The sequence below is a fragment of the Variovorax sp. 679 genome (assembly GCF_003952185.1).
GTDB lineage: Bacteria > Pseudomonadota > Gammaproteobacteria > Burkholderiales > Burkholderiaceae_C > Variovorax.
This window is the reverse complement of record NZ_RXFS01000009.1, coordinates 118664-135053: the sequence shown is the minus strand read 5'-3', so window position 1 is coordinate 135053 and position 16390 is coordinate 118664. Positions and strand designations below refer to the sequence as shown.

At 68.1% G+C, this 16390-nt stretch carries 19 protein-coding genes; 9 read left to right on the top strand and 10 right to left on the bottom strand.

Annotated features, from left to right (window positions below; all coding sequences use genetic code 11):
• Nucleotides 1-14 precede the first annotated feature (14 nt).
• On the bottom strand, nucleotides 15-983 hold the full coding sequence (locus EJO71_RS23675; protein WP_125951137.1) for a tripartite tricarboxylate transporter substrate binding protein: 969 nt from the start codon (nucleotides 981-983) through the stop codon (nucleotides 15-17).
• A 46-nt stretch (nucleotides 984-1029) separates the two neighbouring features.
• Complete coding sequence (locus tag EJO71_RS23670; RefSeq protein WP_125951138.1) at nucleotides 1030-1470, bottom strand: OsmC family protein; 441 nt, start codon at nucleotides 1468-1470, stop codon at nucleotides 1030-1032.
• A gap of 225 nt (nucleotides 1471-1695) precedes the next feature.
• Between EJO71_RS23670 and EJO71_RS23665 the strand changes: the two genes are divergently transcribed.
• Entirely contained in the window at nucleotides 1696-3393 is a 1698-nt protein-coding gene (locus EJO71_RS23665) for a long-chain fatty acid--CoA ligase (protein ID WP_125951139.1), read from the top strand.
• A gap of 48 nt (nucleotides 3394-3441) precedes the next feature.
• On the opposite strand, the gene EJO71_RS23660 is transcribed toward EJO71_RS23665, so the two are convergent.
• Entirely contained in the window at nucleotides 3442-3897 is a 456-nt protein-coding gene (locus EJO71_RS23660) for a hypothetical protein (RefSeq protein ID WP_125951140.1), read from the bottom strand.
• Nucleotides 3894-4373 carry a tetratricopeptide repeat protein gene (locus EJO71_RS23655; protein ID WP_125951141.1) on the bottom strand — a complete coding sequence of 160 codons (480 nt, stop codon included), beginning with the start codon at nucleotides 4371-4373 and terminating at the stop codon, nucleotides 3894-3896. The genes EJO71_RS23660 and EJO71_RS23655 overlap by 4 nt, the downstream gene beginning before the upstream one ends.
• A 144-nt stretch (nucleotides 4374-4517) precedes the next feature.
• Here EJO71_RS23655 and EJO71_RS23650 point away from each other — a divergent pair, with 144 nt between their 5' ends.
• Complete coding sequence (locus tag EJO71_RS23650) at nucleotides 4518-5045, top strand: thermonuclease family protein (RefSeq protein WP_125951142.1); 528 nt, start codon at nucleotides 4518-4520, stop codon at nucleotides 5043-5045.
• Nucleotides 5046-5142: 97 nt separating this feature from the next.
• The gene (locus EJO71_RS23645; protein WP_125951143.1) at nucleotides 5143-7062 is read left to right on the top strand and encodes a PhoX family phosphatase; all 1920 of its coding nucleotides are present in this window, start codon (nucleotides 5143-5145) and stop codon (nucleotides 7060-7062) included.
• A gap of 19 nt (nucleotides 7063-7081) precedes the next feature.
• Here EJO71_RS23645 and EJO71_RS23640 read toward each other — a convergent pair whose 3' ends face one another.
• Nucleotides 7082-7327 carry a hypothetical protein gene (locus EJO71_RS23640; RefSeq protein WP_125951144.1) on the bottom strand — a complete coding sequence of 82 codons (246 nt, stop codon included), beginning with the start codon at nucleotides 7325-7327 and terminating at the stop codon, nucleotides 7082-7084.
• Between the two features lie 16 nt (nucleotides 7328-7343).
• Nucleotides 7344-8690 carry an NAD(P)/FAD-dependent oxidoreductase gene (locus tag EJO71_RS23635; protein WP_125951145.1) on the bottom strand — a complete coding sequence of 449 codons (1347 nt, stop codon included), beginning with the start codon at nucleotides 8688-8690 and terminating at the stop codon, nucleotides 7344-7346.
• Between the two features lie 177 nt (nucleotides 8691-8867).
• Between EJO71_RS23635 and egtB the strand changes: the two genes are divergently transcribed.
• From egtB to EJO71_RS23605, 5 genes are all read left to right on the top strand, one after another.
• Nucleotides 8868-10133 carry an ergothioneine biosynthesis protein EgtB gene (gene egtB / locus EJO71_RS23630; protein WP_125951146.1) on the top strand — a complete coding sequence of 422 codons (1266 nt, stop codon included), beginning with the start codon at nucleotides 8868-8870 and terminating at the stop codon, nucleotides 10131-10133.
• Nucleotides 10134-10135: 2 nt separating this feature from the next.
• Nucleotides 10136-11146: an L-histidine N(alpha)-methyltransferase gene (egtD, locus tag EJO71_RS23625; RefSeq protein WP_125951147.1), complete on the top strand. Its 1011-nt coding sequence runs from the start codon at nucleotides 10136-10138 to the stop codon at nucleotides 11144-11146.
• A gap of 742 nt (nucleotides 11147-11888) precedes the next feature.
• Nucleotides 11889-12173, top strand: a complete 285-nt coding sequence (locus EJO71_RS23615) for a DUF427 domain-containing protein (protein WP_125951148.1) — start codon at nucleotides 11889-11891, stop codon at nucleotides 12171-12173.
• Nucleotides 12170-12925, top strand: coding sequence for a 2OG-Fe dioxygenase family protein (locus tag EJO71_RS23610; RefSeq protein WP_125951149.1), 756 nt, complete (start codon nucleotides 12170-12172; stop codon nucleotides 12923-12925). Before EJO71_RS23615 ends, EJO71_RS23610 begins: the two co-directional genes overlap by 4 nt.
• A gap of 113 nt (nucleotides 12926-13038) precedes the next feature.
• Nucleotides 13039-13479, top strand: coding sequence for a universal stress protein (locus EJO71_RS23605; RefSeq protein ID WP_007833935.1), 441 nt, complete (start codon nucleotides 13039-13041; stop codon nucleotides 13477-13479).
• 67 nt (nucleotides 13480-13546) lie between these two features.
• On the opposite strand, the gene EJO71_RS23600 is transcribed toward EJO71_RS23605, so the two are convergent.
• Nucleotides 13547-14206, bottom strand: a complete 660-nt coding sequence (locus EJO71_RS23600; protein WP_125951150.1) for an RluA family pseudouridine synthase — start codon at nucleotides 14204-14206, stop codon at nucleotides 13547-13549.
• An 85-nt stretch (nucleotides 14207-14291) separates the two neighbouring features.
• On the opposite strand from EJO71_RS23600, the gene EJO71_RS23595 reads away from it, so the two are divergent.
• On the top strand, nucleotides 14292-15611 hold the full coding sequence (locus EJO71_RS23595; RefSeq protein ID WP_240651496.1) for an MFS transporter: 1320 nt from the start codon (nucleotides 14292-14294) through the stop codon (nucleotides 15609-15611).
• Here EJO71_RS23595 and EJO71_RS23590 read toward each other — a convergent pair.
• Genes EJO71_RS23590 through EJO71_RS34425 form a run of 3 tightly spaced genes read right to left on the bottom strand, consistent with a single transcriptional unit; the run spans nucleotide 15608 to nucleotide 16337 of the window.
• On the bottom strand, nucleotides 15608-15895 hold the full coding sequence (locus EJO71_RS23590) for a 2Fe-2S iron-sulfur cluster-binding protein (protein ID WP_125951151.1): 288 nt from the start codon (nucleotides 15893-15895) through the stop codon (nucleotides 15608-15610). The genes EJO71_RS23595 and EJO71_RS23590 overlap by 4 nt on opposite strands.
• A complete protein-coding gene (locus tag EJO71_RS23585) occupies nucleotides 15892-16191 on the bottom strand; it encodes a VF530 family protein (protein ID WP_125951152.1) in 300 nt (99 codons plus the stop codon). Before EJO71_RS23585 ends, EJO71_RS23590 begins: the two co-directional genes overlap by 4 nt.
• Nucleotides 16188-16337 carry a hypothetical protein gene (locus EJO71_RS34425; protein WP_007833921.1) on the bottom strand — a complete coding sequence of 50 codons (150 nt, stop codon included), beginning with the start codon at nucleotides 16335-16337 and terminating at the stop codon, nucleotides 16188-16190. Before EJO71_RS34425 ends, EJO71_RS23585 begins: the two co-directional genes overlap by 4 nt.
• Between the last annotated feature and the right edge of the window lie 53 nt (nucleotides 16338-16390).

The window sequence follows — 16390 nt, the reverse complement described above, 5'->3', positions numbered from 1 at the left end:
CCCCGTCCGGTGGCTCAGTCCATCCGCGCGCCGGATGCCTTCACCGCCTTTTCCCAGCGCGGCGTTTCCGTTGCCAGGAAGCGCGCGAAATCCTCGCTGCCCAGGAAGGCCGGGTCGGCGCCCTGGCTCACCATGCGCTCGCGCACCTCGGGGCTGTTGAGCACCTGCTTGAAGGCATCGCTCAGTTTGGCAACCACGTCCTTCGGCGTGTCCTTCGGCGCGAGGAAGCCGTAGAAGCCCACCACCTCGAAACCCTTGACGCCCGACTCGATCACGGTCGGGATGTCGGGCAGGGCGGGGTTGCGCTCGCGGCTGGTCACGGCCAGCGCGCGCACCTTGCCCTGCTTGTGATAGTTGGCCGCCTGCGGGATCGACTCGGCCATGAACTGCACCTGCCCGCCCATCAGGTCGGTGAAGGCCGGCGCGCTGCCGCGATAGGGGATGTGCACCATGAAGATGCCGGTCGCGGTCTTGAACATCTCGGGCACCAGGTGGCTGATGCCGCCGTTGCCCGCCGAGCCGTAGTTGACCTGGCCGGGCCGCGCCTTGGTGTAGTCAATGAACTGCTTCAGGTTCTGCACCGGCAGCTTCGGTGTGACCAGCAGCGCCAGCGGCTGCATGGCGGTGCGCGCGATAGGCACGAAGTCGCGCTGCGTGTTGTAGGGCAGCTTGCTGTAGAGCGCGCCGTTGATCACCGCCACGCCGGTGTTCGCCAGCATCAGCGTGTAGCCGTCGGCCGGGCTCTTGGCGACCGCGTCGGCGCCCACCGAGCCGCCCGCGCCGGGCTTGTAGTCGACGATCAGCGGCTGGCCCAGCACGGCCTGCAGCTTGTCGGTGAGCAGGCGTGCGTGCTGGTCGAGCGGACCGCCGGCCGGGAAGCCGATCACGATCTTGATCGGCTTGTCGGGAAAGGCGGCCGTTGCCGCCGTGGCGCCGAGGCCGAGGGAAAGAACCGCGAGCGCGGTCCGGATGGGCTTGTTCATGATCCGTCTCCTCTTTTCTGTGAGGAGACGATCATAGGCAGCGCCCTCAGCCGGCCAGCGTGGCCTTCAGCGTGATCTCGGGCACGCTCGCCAGCGCCTTCGACAGCGGGCAGCCGGCCTTGGCGGCGGCTGCGATCTGCTGGAACTTCGCCTCGTCGAGGTTCGGCACGCTGGCGTCGAGTTCGAGCGCGATGCGGTCGATCTTGAAGCCCTCGCCATCCCTGGCCAGCCGCACGGCCGCCCGGGTGTCGATCTTGGTGGCCGCCAGGCCTTCCCTTTCCAACGCGAAGGCGAAGGCCATCGTGAGACAGGCGGCATGCGCGGCGCCGACGATTTCCTCGGGGTTGGTGCCGCGCTTGTCGTCCTCGAAGCGGCTGGCGAAGCCGTAGGGGTAGTCCTTCAGGGCGCCGGTCTCGGTGCTGACCAGGCCCTTGCCGGTCTTGCCGGCGCCTTCCCAGTGAACGCTCGCGTGCTTTTCTGCTGCCATGGAAGCTCCTTCGGTGGGTGAGGGGGTGGATGGAGGGGGAGGCTGCAGGTATCGCGCGGAAGGCGGTCCGTGTCTGTAGTCGCAGGGCGCATCCGGAAAAGGCCGGGCATGTGAGAAGAAATGGCGTCACCTAGGCGACGCCCCCGGGGGCTTCCCCGATGGGAGCGGCGGACGCGGCGGCTTAGGCTGGCGGGCAAGCCCCTGTTCGACCTTCCTGTCCAAGCCATGCAACAACGCCCGCATCACAAGTTCTGGCCCAAGCGCCTTCCACACTCGATCACCGTCCCGGCCACCTCGCTCTGGCACAACCTGGCCACCTCGGCCGCACGCTATCCCGACAAGCCCGCGCTGGTGTTCTTCGGCCGCGTGATCAGCTACCGCGAGTTCGCGGCCCAGGCCGAGCGGCTGGCCGGCGCGCTGCATGCGCTGGGCGTGAAGCGCGGCGACCGCGTGATCCTGGACATGCAGAACTGCCCGCAGCTGGTGATCGCGCATTTCGCGATCCTGCGCGCCAACGCCGTGGTGGTGCCGGTCAACCCGATGAACCGGGCCGAGGAGCTCAAGCACTACATCACCGACCCGGACGCCAGGGTGGCCATCATCACCGGCGACCTGGCGCCCGAGCTGGCCAAGGCCAGCAATGCGCTGCCGCCCGAGCAGCGGCTGGCCCACATGATCGTGACCCAGTTCACCGATGCCTTCGACGCCGACGCATCGGGCGACGACGCCCCGGCGCCCGCCTGGAAAGAGTGGCTCACCACCCGCCATCCGCTGCCGGCGCTGGAAGGCGGCAAGGTCACCGCCTGGACCGATGCGCTCGAGGCTGGCCACCAGCCGCCCGAGCACGTCGTGGGCGCCAACGACATGGCGCTGCTGCCTTACACCAGCGGCACCACCGGCCTGCCCAAGGGCTGCATCCACCACCATTCGAGCCTGATGCACAACGCCTTTGCCGGCCAGATGTGGGGCGGGTCGACTTCGGAGGCGGTGGTGCTGGCCGTGGTGCCCATGTTCCACATCACCGGCGTGGTGAGCATGATGCACACGGCCATCCTCGCGGCGGCCACGCTGATCATCATGCCGCGCTGGGACCGCGACGTGGCCGGCCGGCTCATCTCGCGCTGGAAGGTCACGGCCTGGACCAACATCCCGACCATGGTCATCGACCTGATGGCCAGCCCGAACTTTGCGAGCTACGACCTGTCGAGCATGAACTACATCGGCGGCGGCGGCGCCGCCATGCCGCAGGCCGTGGCGCAGCGCCTCTTCGAGCAGTACGGGCTGAAGTACCAGGAGGGCTACGGCCTCACCGAGACCGCCGCGCCCTCGCACACCAACCCGTCGGACCACCCCAAGCAGCAGTGCCTGGGCATTCCGTTCATGAGCACCGACGCGCGCGTGGTCGACCCCGACACGCTGAAAGAGATGCCCATCGGCGAATCGGGCGAGATCATCATCCACGGCCCCGAGGTGTTCCAGGGCTACTGGAAGCGCCCCGACGCCACGGCGGCAGCCTTCGTCGAGTTCGAGGGCAAGCGCTTCTTCCGCTCGGGCGACATGGGCCGCATGGACGAGGACGGCTACTTCTTCATCACCGACCGCCTCAAGCGCATGATCAACGCGAGCGGCTTCAAGGTGTGGCCGGCCGAGGTCGAGCTGCTGATGTTCCGCCACCCCGCGATCCAGGAAGCCTGCGTCATCTCGACCAGGGACGACTACCGCGGCGAATCGGTCAAGGCGGTGGTGGTGCTGCGCGCCACGCACAAGGACACCACAGAGCAGCAGATCATCGACTGGTGCCGCGAGAACATGGCGGTCTACAAGATCCCCCGCAAGGTGCAGTTCGTGGACGCGCTGCCCAAGAGCGGGAGCGGGAAGGTGATGTGGAGGCTGCTGCAGGAGGCGGAGAGCGAGGCGAAGTGAGATCGGCGGGCAGCAGGCCGCCCACCCGCCTGCCTTGTCCTTCTCGTTCTATTTGCGCGTCCTGATCCAGTTCAGCATCTCGAGCACGCCATAGGCCGTGGCGGGTATCTGCTCGAGGTTCGAACGGGTCTCGATGCGAGCGCGATCTTCGGCGGTTGTATTGGCTGTGACCCAGCCCTCCAGCAACGTCTGAACGGCGCGCTCGCGTTCGTCGCCGGGTGCCACATTCCTGGCGTAGGGGAAACCGAAGCAACTGCACCCGATGGCCATGGGTTGCCTGTCGGACTCGACGTAAAGGCTCCCCTGGCGGATCGCGAAGAGGCGCTTGCCGTTGGCGCCTTTCAGCTCTACTACCAGCGTTCCGCCATCGGCGAGGAATGACACCTCGTCGATGGATACCGGCTGGGCGAGGTCGCCGGGCTCGACGATGCAGAGCTGGAGTGCAATCAGAGCCAGAACCGCGAGCGACACCAGGAGCGTCAGCGCATACCGTGGAAACTTCACTTGCGGCCCAGCGACTTCAGCAGCTTCCCGGCTTCTTCCCTTCCGTTCGGCGTGACGTACTGCGCCGCCACCGCCTTCGTCAGGTAGTCGACGACCTTGCGGTGGTTCTTGTGCGGGCCTTCCCAGAGGAAGAGGCGGCCCAGCTCGAGGGCAGCGTCGCCGTCGCCCCCGGCGTAGGCGCGTTCGAACCAGTAGCGGGCCCAGCGGAAGTTGCCCTCGTCGCGGTAGCAGATGGCGAGGTTGGCGCAGCCCGCGACGTCGCCGGCCTTTGCCGCCTTGCGGTACCAAACGCGAGCGGCGGCGCTGTCCTGCTTCACGCCGATGCCGTGGTCGAGGAAGTAGCCGACGCTGTTGAGCGCATGCGTCTCGCCGGCGGCGGCGGCCTTGAGGAACAGCGACAGCGCCTTCTTGTGCGCGCCGGCGTCCCAGGCGTCGTTCGCCGCGAAAAACCAGTCGTCCCGGGTGGGTTCCTGCATGTGAGGGGTCTCCTTCGAAGCGCCGTCCAGGGGAAGGCAGGCAAGAAAGAAAAAAACTGTGTCCCGATCCTTTCCGGCGCATGGATCACTTAGCCTCGATCGGTTTGGCGATTCTGCCAATCTCCAGGTCTTTCCGGCTCCTTCATGCACTTTCGCGCGCTGCTTTCCAGTTTTCTTCTCCTCCTCGCCTTTCCCCTTCTTTCCCAGGCCGCACCCCGCAACTGCCTCGTCGTCGGCATCAGCGACGGCGACACGCTCACCGCCCGCTGCGGGCGCATCGGCGCCTACGAGCGCGTGAAGGTGCGCATCGCCGCCATCGACGCGCCGGAAAAAGCCCAGCCCTACGGCCAGCGCAGCAGGCAGGCGCTCAGCAGCATCTGCTTCGCCGAGCAGGCGCTCATCACCGAGATCGACACCGATCGCTACGGCCGAACCGTGGCCGACGTGAGCTGCAACGGCGAGGACGCCGGCAGCCGCATGGTGGCCGACGGCTGGGCCTGGGTGTATGACTACAACCGCCTCGCCACCAAGCGCGGCGGCGGGCTGTTCAAGCTGCAGGACGCCGCCAAGGCCCGGCGTGCGGGCCTCTGGGCCGACCCCAGGCCGACGCCGCCCTGGGAGTGGCGCAAGCGCCAGCGCGACGCTCAGCCACACTGGGGCGGGTTCTTCTGAGCTTTCGCTCGCCGCCCGTTGGGCGCGGCCCCTGTCACGCGGAGTTCACAGGCCGGCTACACCATCCCCGGTTCCCCCAACCCCCGACGACAAGAACATGGCCAAGGACTTTGCCCGGATGGAGGACTCCAACCCCTCCGCCAACCCCACGATCCACGAAGTGTCCGACCCGAAGCGGCGCATGCTCGTGCAAGGCGGCCTTGCCGCCGCAATCGCCGGGTTGTTCGGCCCGCTGGCCGGTTGTGCTACCACCGGCAGCAGCGGCAACGTGAGCGGCCTGGGCCGTGCCATCGGCTTCAAGAGCGTGCCGATGGCGGCCGTCGACACGGTGGTCGTGCCCGAGGGCTACAGCACCCAGGTGCTCTACCGTTGGGGCGACCCGACCGGCATCGCGGGCGCCATGCCCGCCTTCAAGACCGACGGATCCAACACCGCCGAAGAGCAGGCGCTGCAGGCCGGCATGCATCACGACGGCATGGCCTTCTTCCCGATCGAGGGCTCCAACCGCGGCCTGCTGGTGCTGAACCACGAATACGTCGACGACGGCCTGCTGCATGCCGACGGCATGAAGACCTGGACGCCCGAGAAGGTGCGCAAGTCGATGAACGCGCACGGCGTGTCGGTCATCGAGCTGCAGCGCGACGGCGCCGGCAAGTGGACCCAGCTCGCGCCTTCGCGTTTCGCCCGTCGCGTCACCGCGCTCACGCCGATGACGCTGACCGGCCCCGCCGCCGGCCACGCCATGCTGCGCACCGCCGCCGACCCCTCGGGCACGCAGGTGCTGGGCACCTTCAACAACTGCGCCAACGGCCACACGCCGTGGGGTACCTACCTTACCTGCGAAGAGAACTTCGCCGACTACTTCGAGGGCACCGACACGCCCGACGCCCACCAGAAGCGCTGGGGCATCAAGAAGGGCAACGGCGCGAAGTACCGCTGGCACGAGCACGAGGCGCGCTTCGACGTGTCGAAGCACCCGAACGAATCGAACCGCTACGGCTGGGTGGTCGAGATCGATCCGCAGGACCCGACCTCCACGCCGCGCAAGCGCACCGCGCTGGGCCGCGCCGCGCACGAAGGCGCCGCCACCGCGCTCACCAACGACGGCCGCGCCGTCATCTACATGGGCGAGGACTCCCGCTTCGAGTACATCTACAAGTTCGTGAGCCGCGACGCGGTCAAGCCAGGCGGCGCCGCCGCCAACCGCGACCTGCTCGACCACGGCACGCTGTACGTGGCCCGTTTCGACGTGGACGGTACGGGCGAATGGCTGCCGCTGGTGCAGGGCAAGGGCGGCCTCGTGGCCGACAAGGGCTTCGTCACGCAGGGCGACGTGCTCATCAAGGCGCGCCAGGCCAGCGACCTGCTGGGCGCCACGAAGATGGACCGCCCCGAATGGACCACGGTGGACCCGCTCACCAAGGAGGTCTACTGCACGCTGACCAACAACAGCAACCGCGGCGGTGCCGGCCAGCCCTTCATGGACGCAGCCAACCCGCGCTCCAACAACACGATGGGCCAGATCATCCGCTGGAAGGAAACCGGCGACCTGGACGCGACCAAGTTCGCCTGGAACCACCTCGTGCTCGCAGGCGACCCGAAGCAGACGCGCTACGAGGCGCAGGGCAACATCAAGGGCGACACCTTCGGCAGCCCCGACGGCCTGATGGTCGACGCGCGCGGCGTGCTGTGGATCGAGACCGACGTGTCGACCTCCACGCTGGGCAAGGGCGAGTACGCCAACATGCCCAACAACCAGATGCTGGCCTGCGACCCGACCAAGGGCGAGATCCGCCGCTTCCTGCTCGGCCCGGCCGGCTGCGAGATCACCGGCCTCACGGCCACGCCGGACCTGCGCACGCTGTTCATCAACATCCAGCACCCGGGCGAGCCGGCCAACGAGCGCAGCGACCCCGACCGTCCGCTCGCCGTGTCGAAATGGCCCGATGGTGCGGGCCGGCCGCGCTCGGCGACCATCGCCATCACGAAGAACGACGGCGGCGTGATCGGGACCTGAACCTGAAGGCGCGCGCGCCTCAGCAGGTTCCCCAGCATCGCAGCGAGGGCACGAAAAGCCCCGCCGCGAAGCTGACGGCACAGAAGAACAGCAGGATCAGCGCCGCCAGCTTCAGCCCCTCGACGCTCCAGCGCGGCGCGAAGGTGCTGATGAGGCCTGAGGCGAAAGTGCCTTCGAGCCGCTCGGCACCGCCCCAGCGCAACACCCAGAGGCAGAACAGCGCCTCGGCTGCGTGCGCGACGATCCACACGAGGAAGGACAGCATCGCCAGCCTTCCTCCCTCAGGATTCGCTCTTGCCCTGAACGTCGGCCACTACGCGCGCGTTGCGCTGGAAGCTCCAGTACGCGCCGGCCCAGTCCATCATCACGACGATGCGGTTGCGAAATCCGATCAGGAAGTACGCATGCGCGAACAGCCAGAACAGCCATGCGAGCCGGCCGCTGAAACGCAGCGGGCCGAAGGGCGTGCCGAGGTCGACCACGGCCGAGTTGCGTCCGATGGTGGCGAGGTTGCCGTAGTCGGCATAGCGGAACGGCACGGTCGGCTGGCCCGCGATGCGGCGCAGGATGTTGGCCGCCGCCGCGCGCCCGGCCTGCTTGGCGCCGGGCGACACGCCGGGCACCGGCTTGGGCGGCTTGCCGGGCGCATGGCTCATGGCGGCGGCGAGGTCGCCGACCACGCTGATCTCGGGGTGGCCCGCCAGGCTCAGGTCGGGCTCGACCTTGATGCGGCCCGCGCGGTCGCATTCGACACCAGTGGCCGTGCCCAGCATGCGGCCCAGCGGCGAGGCCGCCACGCCTGCCGCCCACACCACGCAGCTGCTATCGATTCGGTAGCTGGTGACCGGTGCACCGTCTGCGCCACCGCCGGTCTGCACTTCGAGCCCGGCGGCGTCGATGGAGGTCACGCGCGCGTTCAGGCGCACTTCGACACCCAGCTTTTCCAGCTGCTCCAGCGCCTTCTGGCTCAGCGACTCGGGCATGGCCTGCAGCACGCGCGGGCCGCCTTCGACCAGCAGCACCTGCGCGCTGCTCGGATCGATATGACGGAACTCGCCCGACAGCGTGTGCTTGGCGATCTCGGCCAGCGTGCCGGCCATCTCGACGCCCGTGGGGCCGGCGCCGATCACCACGAAGGTGAGCAGGGCGCGGCGGTGTTCCAGGTCGGCCGTGATCTCGGCGTTCTCGAACGACAGCAGCACGCGGCGGCGGATGTCGAAGGCATCCGCCAGCGTCTTCAGCCCGGGCGCCACGGTCGACCATTCATCGTGCCCGAAGTAGCTGTGCGTGGCGCCGGCCGCGACGATCAGGTGGTCGTAGGGCACGCGGTCGCCGTTGGCCAGGTGCACCGACCGGGTGCCCGGATCGATGCCGGTCACTTCACCCAGCAGCGTCGTGATGTTCGGCTGCTTGCGGAACAGCGAGCGCACCGGCGCCGCGATCGACGGAGCTGCGAGCCCGGCGGTCGCCACCTGGTACAGCAGCGGCTGGAACAGGTGGTGGTTGGTCTTGTCGATCACCGTCACGTCGACGTCGGCTCTCTGCAGCTTGCGTGCGGCTTCGAGTCCACCGAATCCGCAGCCGACGATGACGACTTTGGGCCTGCCCGAGGGGTTGGTCGTTTGCATGCGACGGATGATACGCAGCCGCCCTGCACGCCCCGGCATCTTGTGCCACAGTGGCTGCCCTTTGCGCTCGTTGGCGCTCTTTGCCGAAGTCGCGGCGGCAGGCCCGCGGCGTTTTGTCCTACGTGCCGCCGCGACCCGGATGGGCTACAACTTGCGGCTGACCCGACTGGAGACCCCATGACGCTTTCCCGGCCGATCACTCAGGCGGCGGGCGCACTGCGCGACAGGTTCCGCGAGGTGCGCGCCACGAGCCTCGCGCTTGCCGCCCCGCTTTCCGCCGAAGACCAGTGCATCCAGTCGATGCCCGACGCGAGCCCGACCAAATGGCATCTCGCGCACACGACCTGGTTCTTCGAGAGCGTGCTGCTGCAGCCGCATGCCGGCGGCTACCAGCCCTTCGATCCGCGTTTTCTTTACCTCTTCAACTCGTACTACGAGGCGCTCGGCCCGCGCCATCCGCGCCCGCAGCGCGGCCTGCTGACGCGGCCCTCGCTGGACGAGGTGCACGAGTACCGCCGCCACGTGGACGAGGCCGTGGTCGCGCTGCTGGAGGAGGGCGGGGCTGCTGCCGATTGGTCCGTGATCGAGCCCATCGTCACGCTCGGGCTGAACCACGAGCAGCAGCACCAGGAGCTTCTGCTCACCGACATCCTGCACGCGCTGTCGTGCAACCCCATGCTGCCCGCCTGCAAGTCCGCGAGCGGACCCGCGCTGCGGCTGGCCGCCGTGCCGCCCGCGATGCGCTGGATCGAGCAGCATGGCGGCGTGGTGGAGGTGGGGCATGCCGGCGCAGGCTTTTCCTTCGACAACGAGACGCCGCGGCACCGCGCGCTGCTGCAGCCCTACGCCATTGCCGACCGGCTGGTGAACTGCGGCGACTATGCGCAGTTCATCGCCGATGGCGGCTACCAGCGGCCCGAGCTGTGGCTGTCCGACGGCTGGGCCGCCGTGCAGGCGAACGGCTGGCGGCATCCGGCGTACTGGCTGGCGCAGGACGATCCGCGGCTGCGCTTCGCGGGCTCTTCCGCGTCGCAGAACGCCGGCGGCTGGCATGTGTTCGGCCTGCACGGCGTTCGGCCGATGGAGGCCGAGGCGCCGGTGTCGCAGCTCAGCTTCTATGAGGCCGCAGCGTATGCCGAATGGGCCGGTGCGCGGTTGCCGACGGAGTTCGAATGGGAGGCCGCGCACGATGCGCCCGGCATCTCGCAGATGACGGGGCACGTCTGGCAGTGGACGCGCTCGTCGTACGACCCGTACCCGGGCTTTCGCCCGATGCCGGGTATCGCGGCCGAATACAACGGCAAGTTCATGGTGGGGCAGCTGGTGCTGCGCGGCGGCAGCGTCGCCACGCCGGCAGGGCACACGCGGCCCAGCTATCGCAACTTCTTTCCGCCGGCGGCGCGCTGGCAGTTCTCGGGGCTGCGGCTCGCGAAAGACCTTTGATCATGCGCAATCCAACTTCTTCGCCCTCGCTGTCTTTCGTGCCCGCGAAGGATCGGCAGAAGCCACGTGCTTCTTCTTCATCGGCCGGCACGCCGCTGTCGGAGTTCGGCCGCGAGATGCAGGCGGGGCTGGCGCGCTCGCCGCGCAGCATTTCGCCGAAATTTTTTTACGACGCGGCGGGGTCGCAGCTGTTCGATCGCATCTGCGAGCTGCCGGAGTACTACCCGACGCGCACCGAGCTGCGCATTCTTGGCGAGTGCGCGGGGGAGATCGCCGGGCAGATCGGGCCGAATGCGGAGATCGTGGAGTTCGGAGCGGGGTCGCTGACCAAGGTGCGGCTGCTGCTCGATGCGCTGGAGACGCCTAAGCGCTATCTGCCCATCGACATCTCCGGGGAGCATCTCGAAGCGGCTGCCGAGCGGTTGAAGGCGGACTATCCGGAGCTGGTGGTGCAGCCCATTGCCGCGGACTACACGATGCCTCTGGTACTGCCTGCGCCCGTGGCCGGGGCCGGGCGGCGGGTGGGGTTCTTTCCGGGGTCGACGATCGGGAATTTCGAGCCTGACGAGGCGCTTGCCTTTTTGCAGCTGGCGGCTCGGATGTTGCGTGGGGGTGGGCTGCTGATCGGCGTGGATCTGGTGAAGGATCCGGGGCGGCTGCATGCGGCTTACAACGATGCGCAAGGGGTTACGGGGGAGTTCAATCTCAATCTGCTGCGGAGGGCGAATGTGGAGCTGGAGGCGGACTTCGACCTTGATGGCTTTTCGCATGCGGCGTTCTACAACGCGCCTCATCAGCGGATCGAGATGCATCTTGTGAGCCGGCGGGCTCAGAGCGTTTCCTTGAACGGGGAGGCTTTTGAGTTTGCGGAGGGCGAGACTATTCATACCGAGTACTCGCACAAGTTCACTGTCGAGGGGCTGAGGGCGTTGGCTGTTCGGGCGGGGTTTCGGCCTGGGGCGGTTTGGGTGGATCCGGAGAGGCTCTTCAGCGTGCACTGGCTGGCGGCTTAGTTTCCTGCTTGCTGGTTTGTTTGCTTTCCGGGGCCGGGACTCGCCCCGGCGGGCGACCTACTTTCTTTTGCTTCGCCAAAAGAAAGTAGGCAAAGAAAAGGCGACCCCACTGTCTGCGTCCCTCCGCTTCGCTACGGGCAACCTGCGGTGCTCGCGTTTCGCGGGGTCTCGCAGAACTCGCTTCGCTCAAACAGCTGCGAGCCCTTATCCGCGAAACGCTGCGCTCCTCGGCGCAGCCAGAGGGGAGGGGGAACACCCGGGCCATCGCGTTGCTCGGCCACCAAGGCACAGCAGGCGCTTTGCGCCTGCTGTGCTTGGAATGGAGCGTAGGGTCTGCTGGAGTGGCGGGGCCTCAATGCGTGGCCGAGCGCAGCGATGGCCTGTTCGGTTTCCAACTCCCTTCTGGCTGCGCCGAGGAGCGCAGACGTAGGAGGGATAAGGGCCGCAGCTGTTTGAGCGAAGCGAGTTCTGCGGACTCCCTCCTACGTCGAGCACCGCAGGTTGCCCGCAGCGAAGCGGAGGGACACAGACAGTAGGGTCGCCTTTCTTTTGCCTACGTTTCTTTGGCGAAGCAAAGAAAAGTAGGTCGGCCGCCGGGCCGAGACCCGGCCCCGGAAAACAAACCAGCCAATAGGGCTCATATCCCCCCGAAGAAGGCCCCAGGGTCAAGCAACGGCACAATACCCAAGCCCCGCGCGGCACCACAACGCCAGCGCCCCGCACCTCTTGGAGAGAGCAACCCATGAAAGCAACCTGGAACGGCGTAACCATCGCCGAAAGCGACGACACCGTCCTCGTCGAAGGCAATCACTATTTCCCGATGAGCTCGCTCAACCGCGACGTCGTCACCTTCAGCAATCACAAGACGACCTGCCCCTGGAAGGGCACCGCGAGCTACTACTCGCTGCTGGTCAACGGCGAACTCAACACCGACGCCGCCTGGTACTACGCCGATCCGAAGCCCGAAGCCGAAGACGTCCGCGACCGCGTCGCGTTCTGGAAGGACGTGAAGGTCAGCGCCCAGTGACCACGGCCGCATTCACCCCCCCGTTCATCGCTCCCGCCGAGCTGCCCGCAGCGCTGCGCGAGCAAGGCTATGCAGTGCTGAGCCCGCAGGGTGTCGGCGAATGGCTCGGCGTTCCGGTCGCGCAGCTCGAAGCGCTGCACGCCGACTGGAACAATCTTCCGCCCGACGACTACCTGAAGGACGGCGGCCGCTACCGTACGCGCCGCCATGCCTGTTTCACGGTCGATGCCGATGAACAGGCCACGCTGGCGCAGGTGCCGCATCGCGCACACTGGCAGCCGGTCGAATACAACGCGCTGCACGGCGGTATGCAGCGCTGGTTTGCGCCGATGCTGGAGGCCACCGTCGCGCAGCCCGTGTGGCAGCGGCTGCTCCAGCAGCTCGGCAGGGCCAGCAGCGAGATGCGCGGCGAAGCGCAGCGCTGGTACGTGGAAGCGCACCAGTTCCGCATCGACACCGCAGGCGGCATCGGCCGCCCGACGCCCGAGGGCGCGCACCGCGATGGCGTGGACCTGGTGGCGGTGGCGCTGGTGGGCCGGCATGGCATCAAGGGCGGCGAGACGCGCGTGTTCGAAGCCAACGGCCGACGCGGCGAACGCTTCACGATGACCGAGCCGTGGACGCTGCTGGTGCTCGACGACGCGCGCGTGATCCACGAGTCGACTCCCATCCAGCCGCTCGAAGAGGGCGGCGAAGGCTGGCGCGACACGCTCGTGATCACCTGCAGGGCCAAGGGTTTCCAGGGGGATTGAACTCACCCGGCGGCGGGGCAGTCCTACAGCCTGCGGCGCGCAACAGCGGTTAAATTCGGGGCCGGCCCCATGTGGGCCGTGTGTCTGTCTGCGAACGAAAGCGAGGTCCCGCCATGTTCAATCACATCCTGGTTCCGATCGACGGCTCCGAAACTTCCATGCTCGCCGTCAGCAAGGCCAGCGGCCTCGCGCTGGCCTTCGGCAGTCGCATCACGCTGATCCACGTGATCGACAACTACCCCTTCATCGGCGTGGGCGCGGACTACGCGCTCGGCCAGAACGAATACCTCGCGGCGGCTACCGCCAGCGCCAATGCGGCGCTTGCGCGCGGCGTGGCGGCGCTTGCGGCCGAGGGCCTGCACAGCGACCAGCGCGTGATCGACGGCCACGTGGTGCACGAAGGCATCGTCGACACGGCCATTGCCATCGCGGCCGACCTGATCGTGATGGGCTCCCACGGCCGCAGCGGCATCGAGAAACTGCTGCTGGGCAGCGTGACGCAACGCGTGCTGCAGGACGCGAACATGCCCGTGCTCGTGGTCAAGGGCGGCTGAGCAACAACAGCAGCGGCAACAACGCAAACCGCGGCGTATGTAGCGGAATCGAGGGCCGGTCGATCGATCAGGCGACGGCGAAACCTGAAGGCCGCTCGAAGCGGAGCTCCTGCCCCGTCACCGGGTGCACGAAGCCCAGCTCGCTCGCGTGCAGCAGCAGGCGCGGCGCTCTTGCCTGCAGGGCCGCATCCCCATACAGCGCATCGCCCAGGATCGGATGCCCGATCGACAGCAGGTGCACGCGCAGCTGATGCGAGCGGCCGGTCAGGGGCTCCAGCAGCACGTGCGTGGCGGCGGGTTCTCCGGGCAGTACCGAGAGCGCCTTCCATCGCGTGAGGCTGGGCTTGCCGGCCGGGTCGATCTTCTGCAGTGGCCGCCGCGGCCAGTCGGCCATCAGCGGCGCGTCGATCAGCGACCAGTCTTCCCGCAGCGGCATCGCGCCATCGACGACGGCTTCGTAGCGCTTGTGCACCCTGCGCTCGGCGAATTCGGTGCTCAGGGCGCGCTGCATCTCGATGCCGCGTGCCATCAGCACCAATCCGCTGGTAGCCATGTCGAGGCGGTGCACGATCAGCGCGTCGGGCCACTGCCGCATGGCGCGCGCGCTCAGGCAGTCCTGCTTGTCTTCGCCGCGGCCGGGTACGCAGAGCAGGCCGGCGGGCTTGTCGAGCACCAGCAGGTGGGCGTCTTCGTGAACGGGTTGCAGCGGTGGCGGTGGCGCGGTCATGGGAGCCGCCGAGTGTAGACAGCGCGGGGGTGGCCGCCGCCGGCCCTCACGCCCCGCTCATCCGGGCTCGGCTATCCTCGGGCGAATGTCCGGCCCCGCCCCAGCCTCCGCCTCTTCTTCCCCCGACGCCGCGGCCGTGCTGCCGGCCGCCCCGGTTTCTCCTCCCAGCTTTTCCGACCTGACGCGCGAACGCCCGTTCATGCAGATGTGGACGGCGCGCCTCTTCGGCACGGCCGCCTCGCAGATGCTGCTGGTGGCTATCGGCTGGCACATGTACGAGCTCACCGGCAGTGCCTGGGACCTGGGGCTGGTGGGCCTCTACCAGTTCGTGCCCGCGCTGCTGCTGGCACTGCTGGCCGGGCACGTCGTCGACCGCCATCACCGCGGGCGCATCGTGGCCGCCTGTTTCGCGGTGCAGGGGTTGGTGGCACTCGTGCTGCTGCTGGCGGTGGTCGAAAAGCACGATACGCGCGGCCTGCTGCTGGGCCTGTCGCTGGTGCTGGGCGCGGTGCGGGCCTTCCAGATGCCGGCGCAGCAGGCGCTGACGCCGTTGCTGGTGCCGCCTTTCATGCTGTCGCGCGCGATGGCCTTCAGCTCGGCGGGCATGCAGGGCGCGATCATCGGCGGGCCTGCGCTCGGCGGGCTGCTGTTCGTGGCGGGCATGGCGGTGGTGTACGGGGCCAGCGTGCTGTTCTTCGCCCTGGCCTGCGCGCTGGTGCTGCGCCTGCGCTACGCCTATACGCCGGCCGCGCGCGAGCCGGTCACGCTGTCCACGGTGTTCGCGGGCGTCGATTTCATCTGGAAGCGCAAGCCGGTGCTCGGCGCCGTCTCGCTCGACCTGTTCGCGGTGCTGCTGGGCGGCGCGGTGGCGCTGCTGCCGATCTACGCCAAGGACATCCTGCACACCGGCCCATGGGGGCTCGGCCTGCTGCGCAGCGCGCCGGCGGTGGGCGCGCTGGTGATGTCCATCGCGCTCACGCGCCGGCCGGTCGAGCGCAACGTGGGGCGCACGCTGCTGCTGGCCGTCGGGTTGTTCGGGCTGTGCATGGTGGTGTTCGGCATCTCGAAGAGTTTTGTCGTCTCGCTGATCGCGCTGGCTGTCTCGGGCGGCGCCGACATGGTCAACGTGGTGATCCGCCAGACGCTGGTGCAGCTCGAGACGCCCGATGCCATGCGCGGGCGGGTGAGCGCGGTCAACTCGATCTTCATCGGCGCCAGCAACCAGCTGGGCGAATTCGAGTCGGGCGCCACGGCCGCACTGCTTGGGCCGGTCGGCTCTGTGGTGGTGGGCGGCGTGGGCACGATGGTGGTCGCGCTGGCCTGGTTCAGGCTGTTCCCGTCGCTGGCGCATCGCGACCGGCTGGTGGTGGCTGCGCCCTCGGTCAGGCCGCCCGCTGCGTCCTAGTCCGGGAAGAGGGCGCGGGCGCCCGGCACTTCGAGCGTGATGTCGCCCAGCGCCTGCGCCACGCAGGGCAGGATCCAGCCCTCGGTCTTTTCCTCGGCGCTCAGGCCGGGCCATTCGATGATGTGGCGGGTTTCGCCCGCAAGCCGCTGGCAGATGCAGGTGCGGCAGGTGCCGTTGCGGCACGAACTCGGCAGCTCGATGCCGGCTGCCTCGGCGGCTTTCAGGAGGGTGGTGCCGGCATCGGTCTCGAATTCGAGGCCCGAGGGCTCGAGTCGGACCTTCATGGCTGCGGCGGCTGGCCTTGCTGCTGCTGCTCGCGGCGTTGCTCGCGCAGCATGAAGAGGTAAAGGCTCTCGACCTTCTCGCGCGCCCACGGCGTCTTGCGCAGGAACTTGAGGCTCGAACTCACGCTCGGGTCGAGCGTGAAGCAACGGATCGGCACCAGTTCGCTCAGGTGCTCCCACCCGTAGTAATCGACCAGCGCGGTGACGATGGCCTCCAGCGTGATCCCGTGCAGCGGGTTGCGCGGCTGGGCCTTCTTCGGGGCCTCGGGCGCAGGCGCTGGAGCTTCGTTCGTCACTTGTTCTTGAGCTTGCCGCGGGGAATGACCGCCGTCGTGATCGTGCGGACCGGCTCGATGCCGCCAGTGCCCACAGGCTTGGGCGGCGAGGTGTCCTTCTTCGGTTTCTTCGCTTCCTTGGTGCTGCGTTGCTGACCCTTGGCCATGTCTGTTTCTCCTGTTGTTGCGACGTATGCGGCACGCAGTTTAGCGGTGCGGC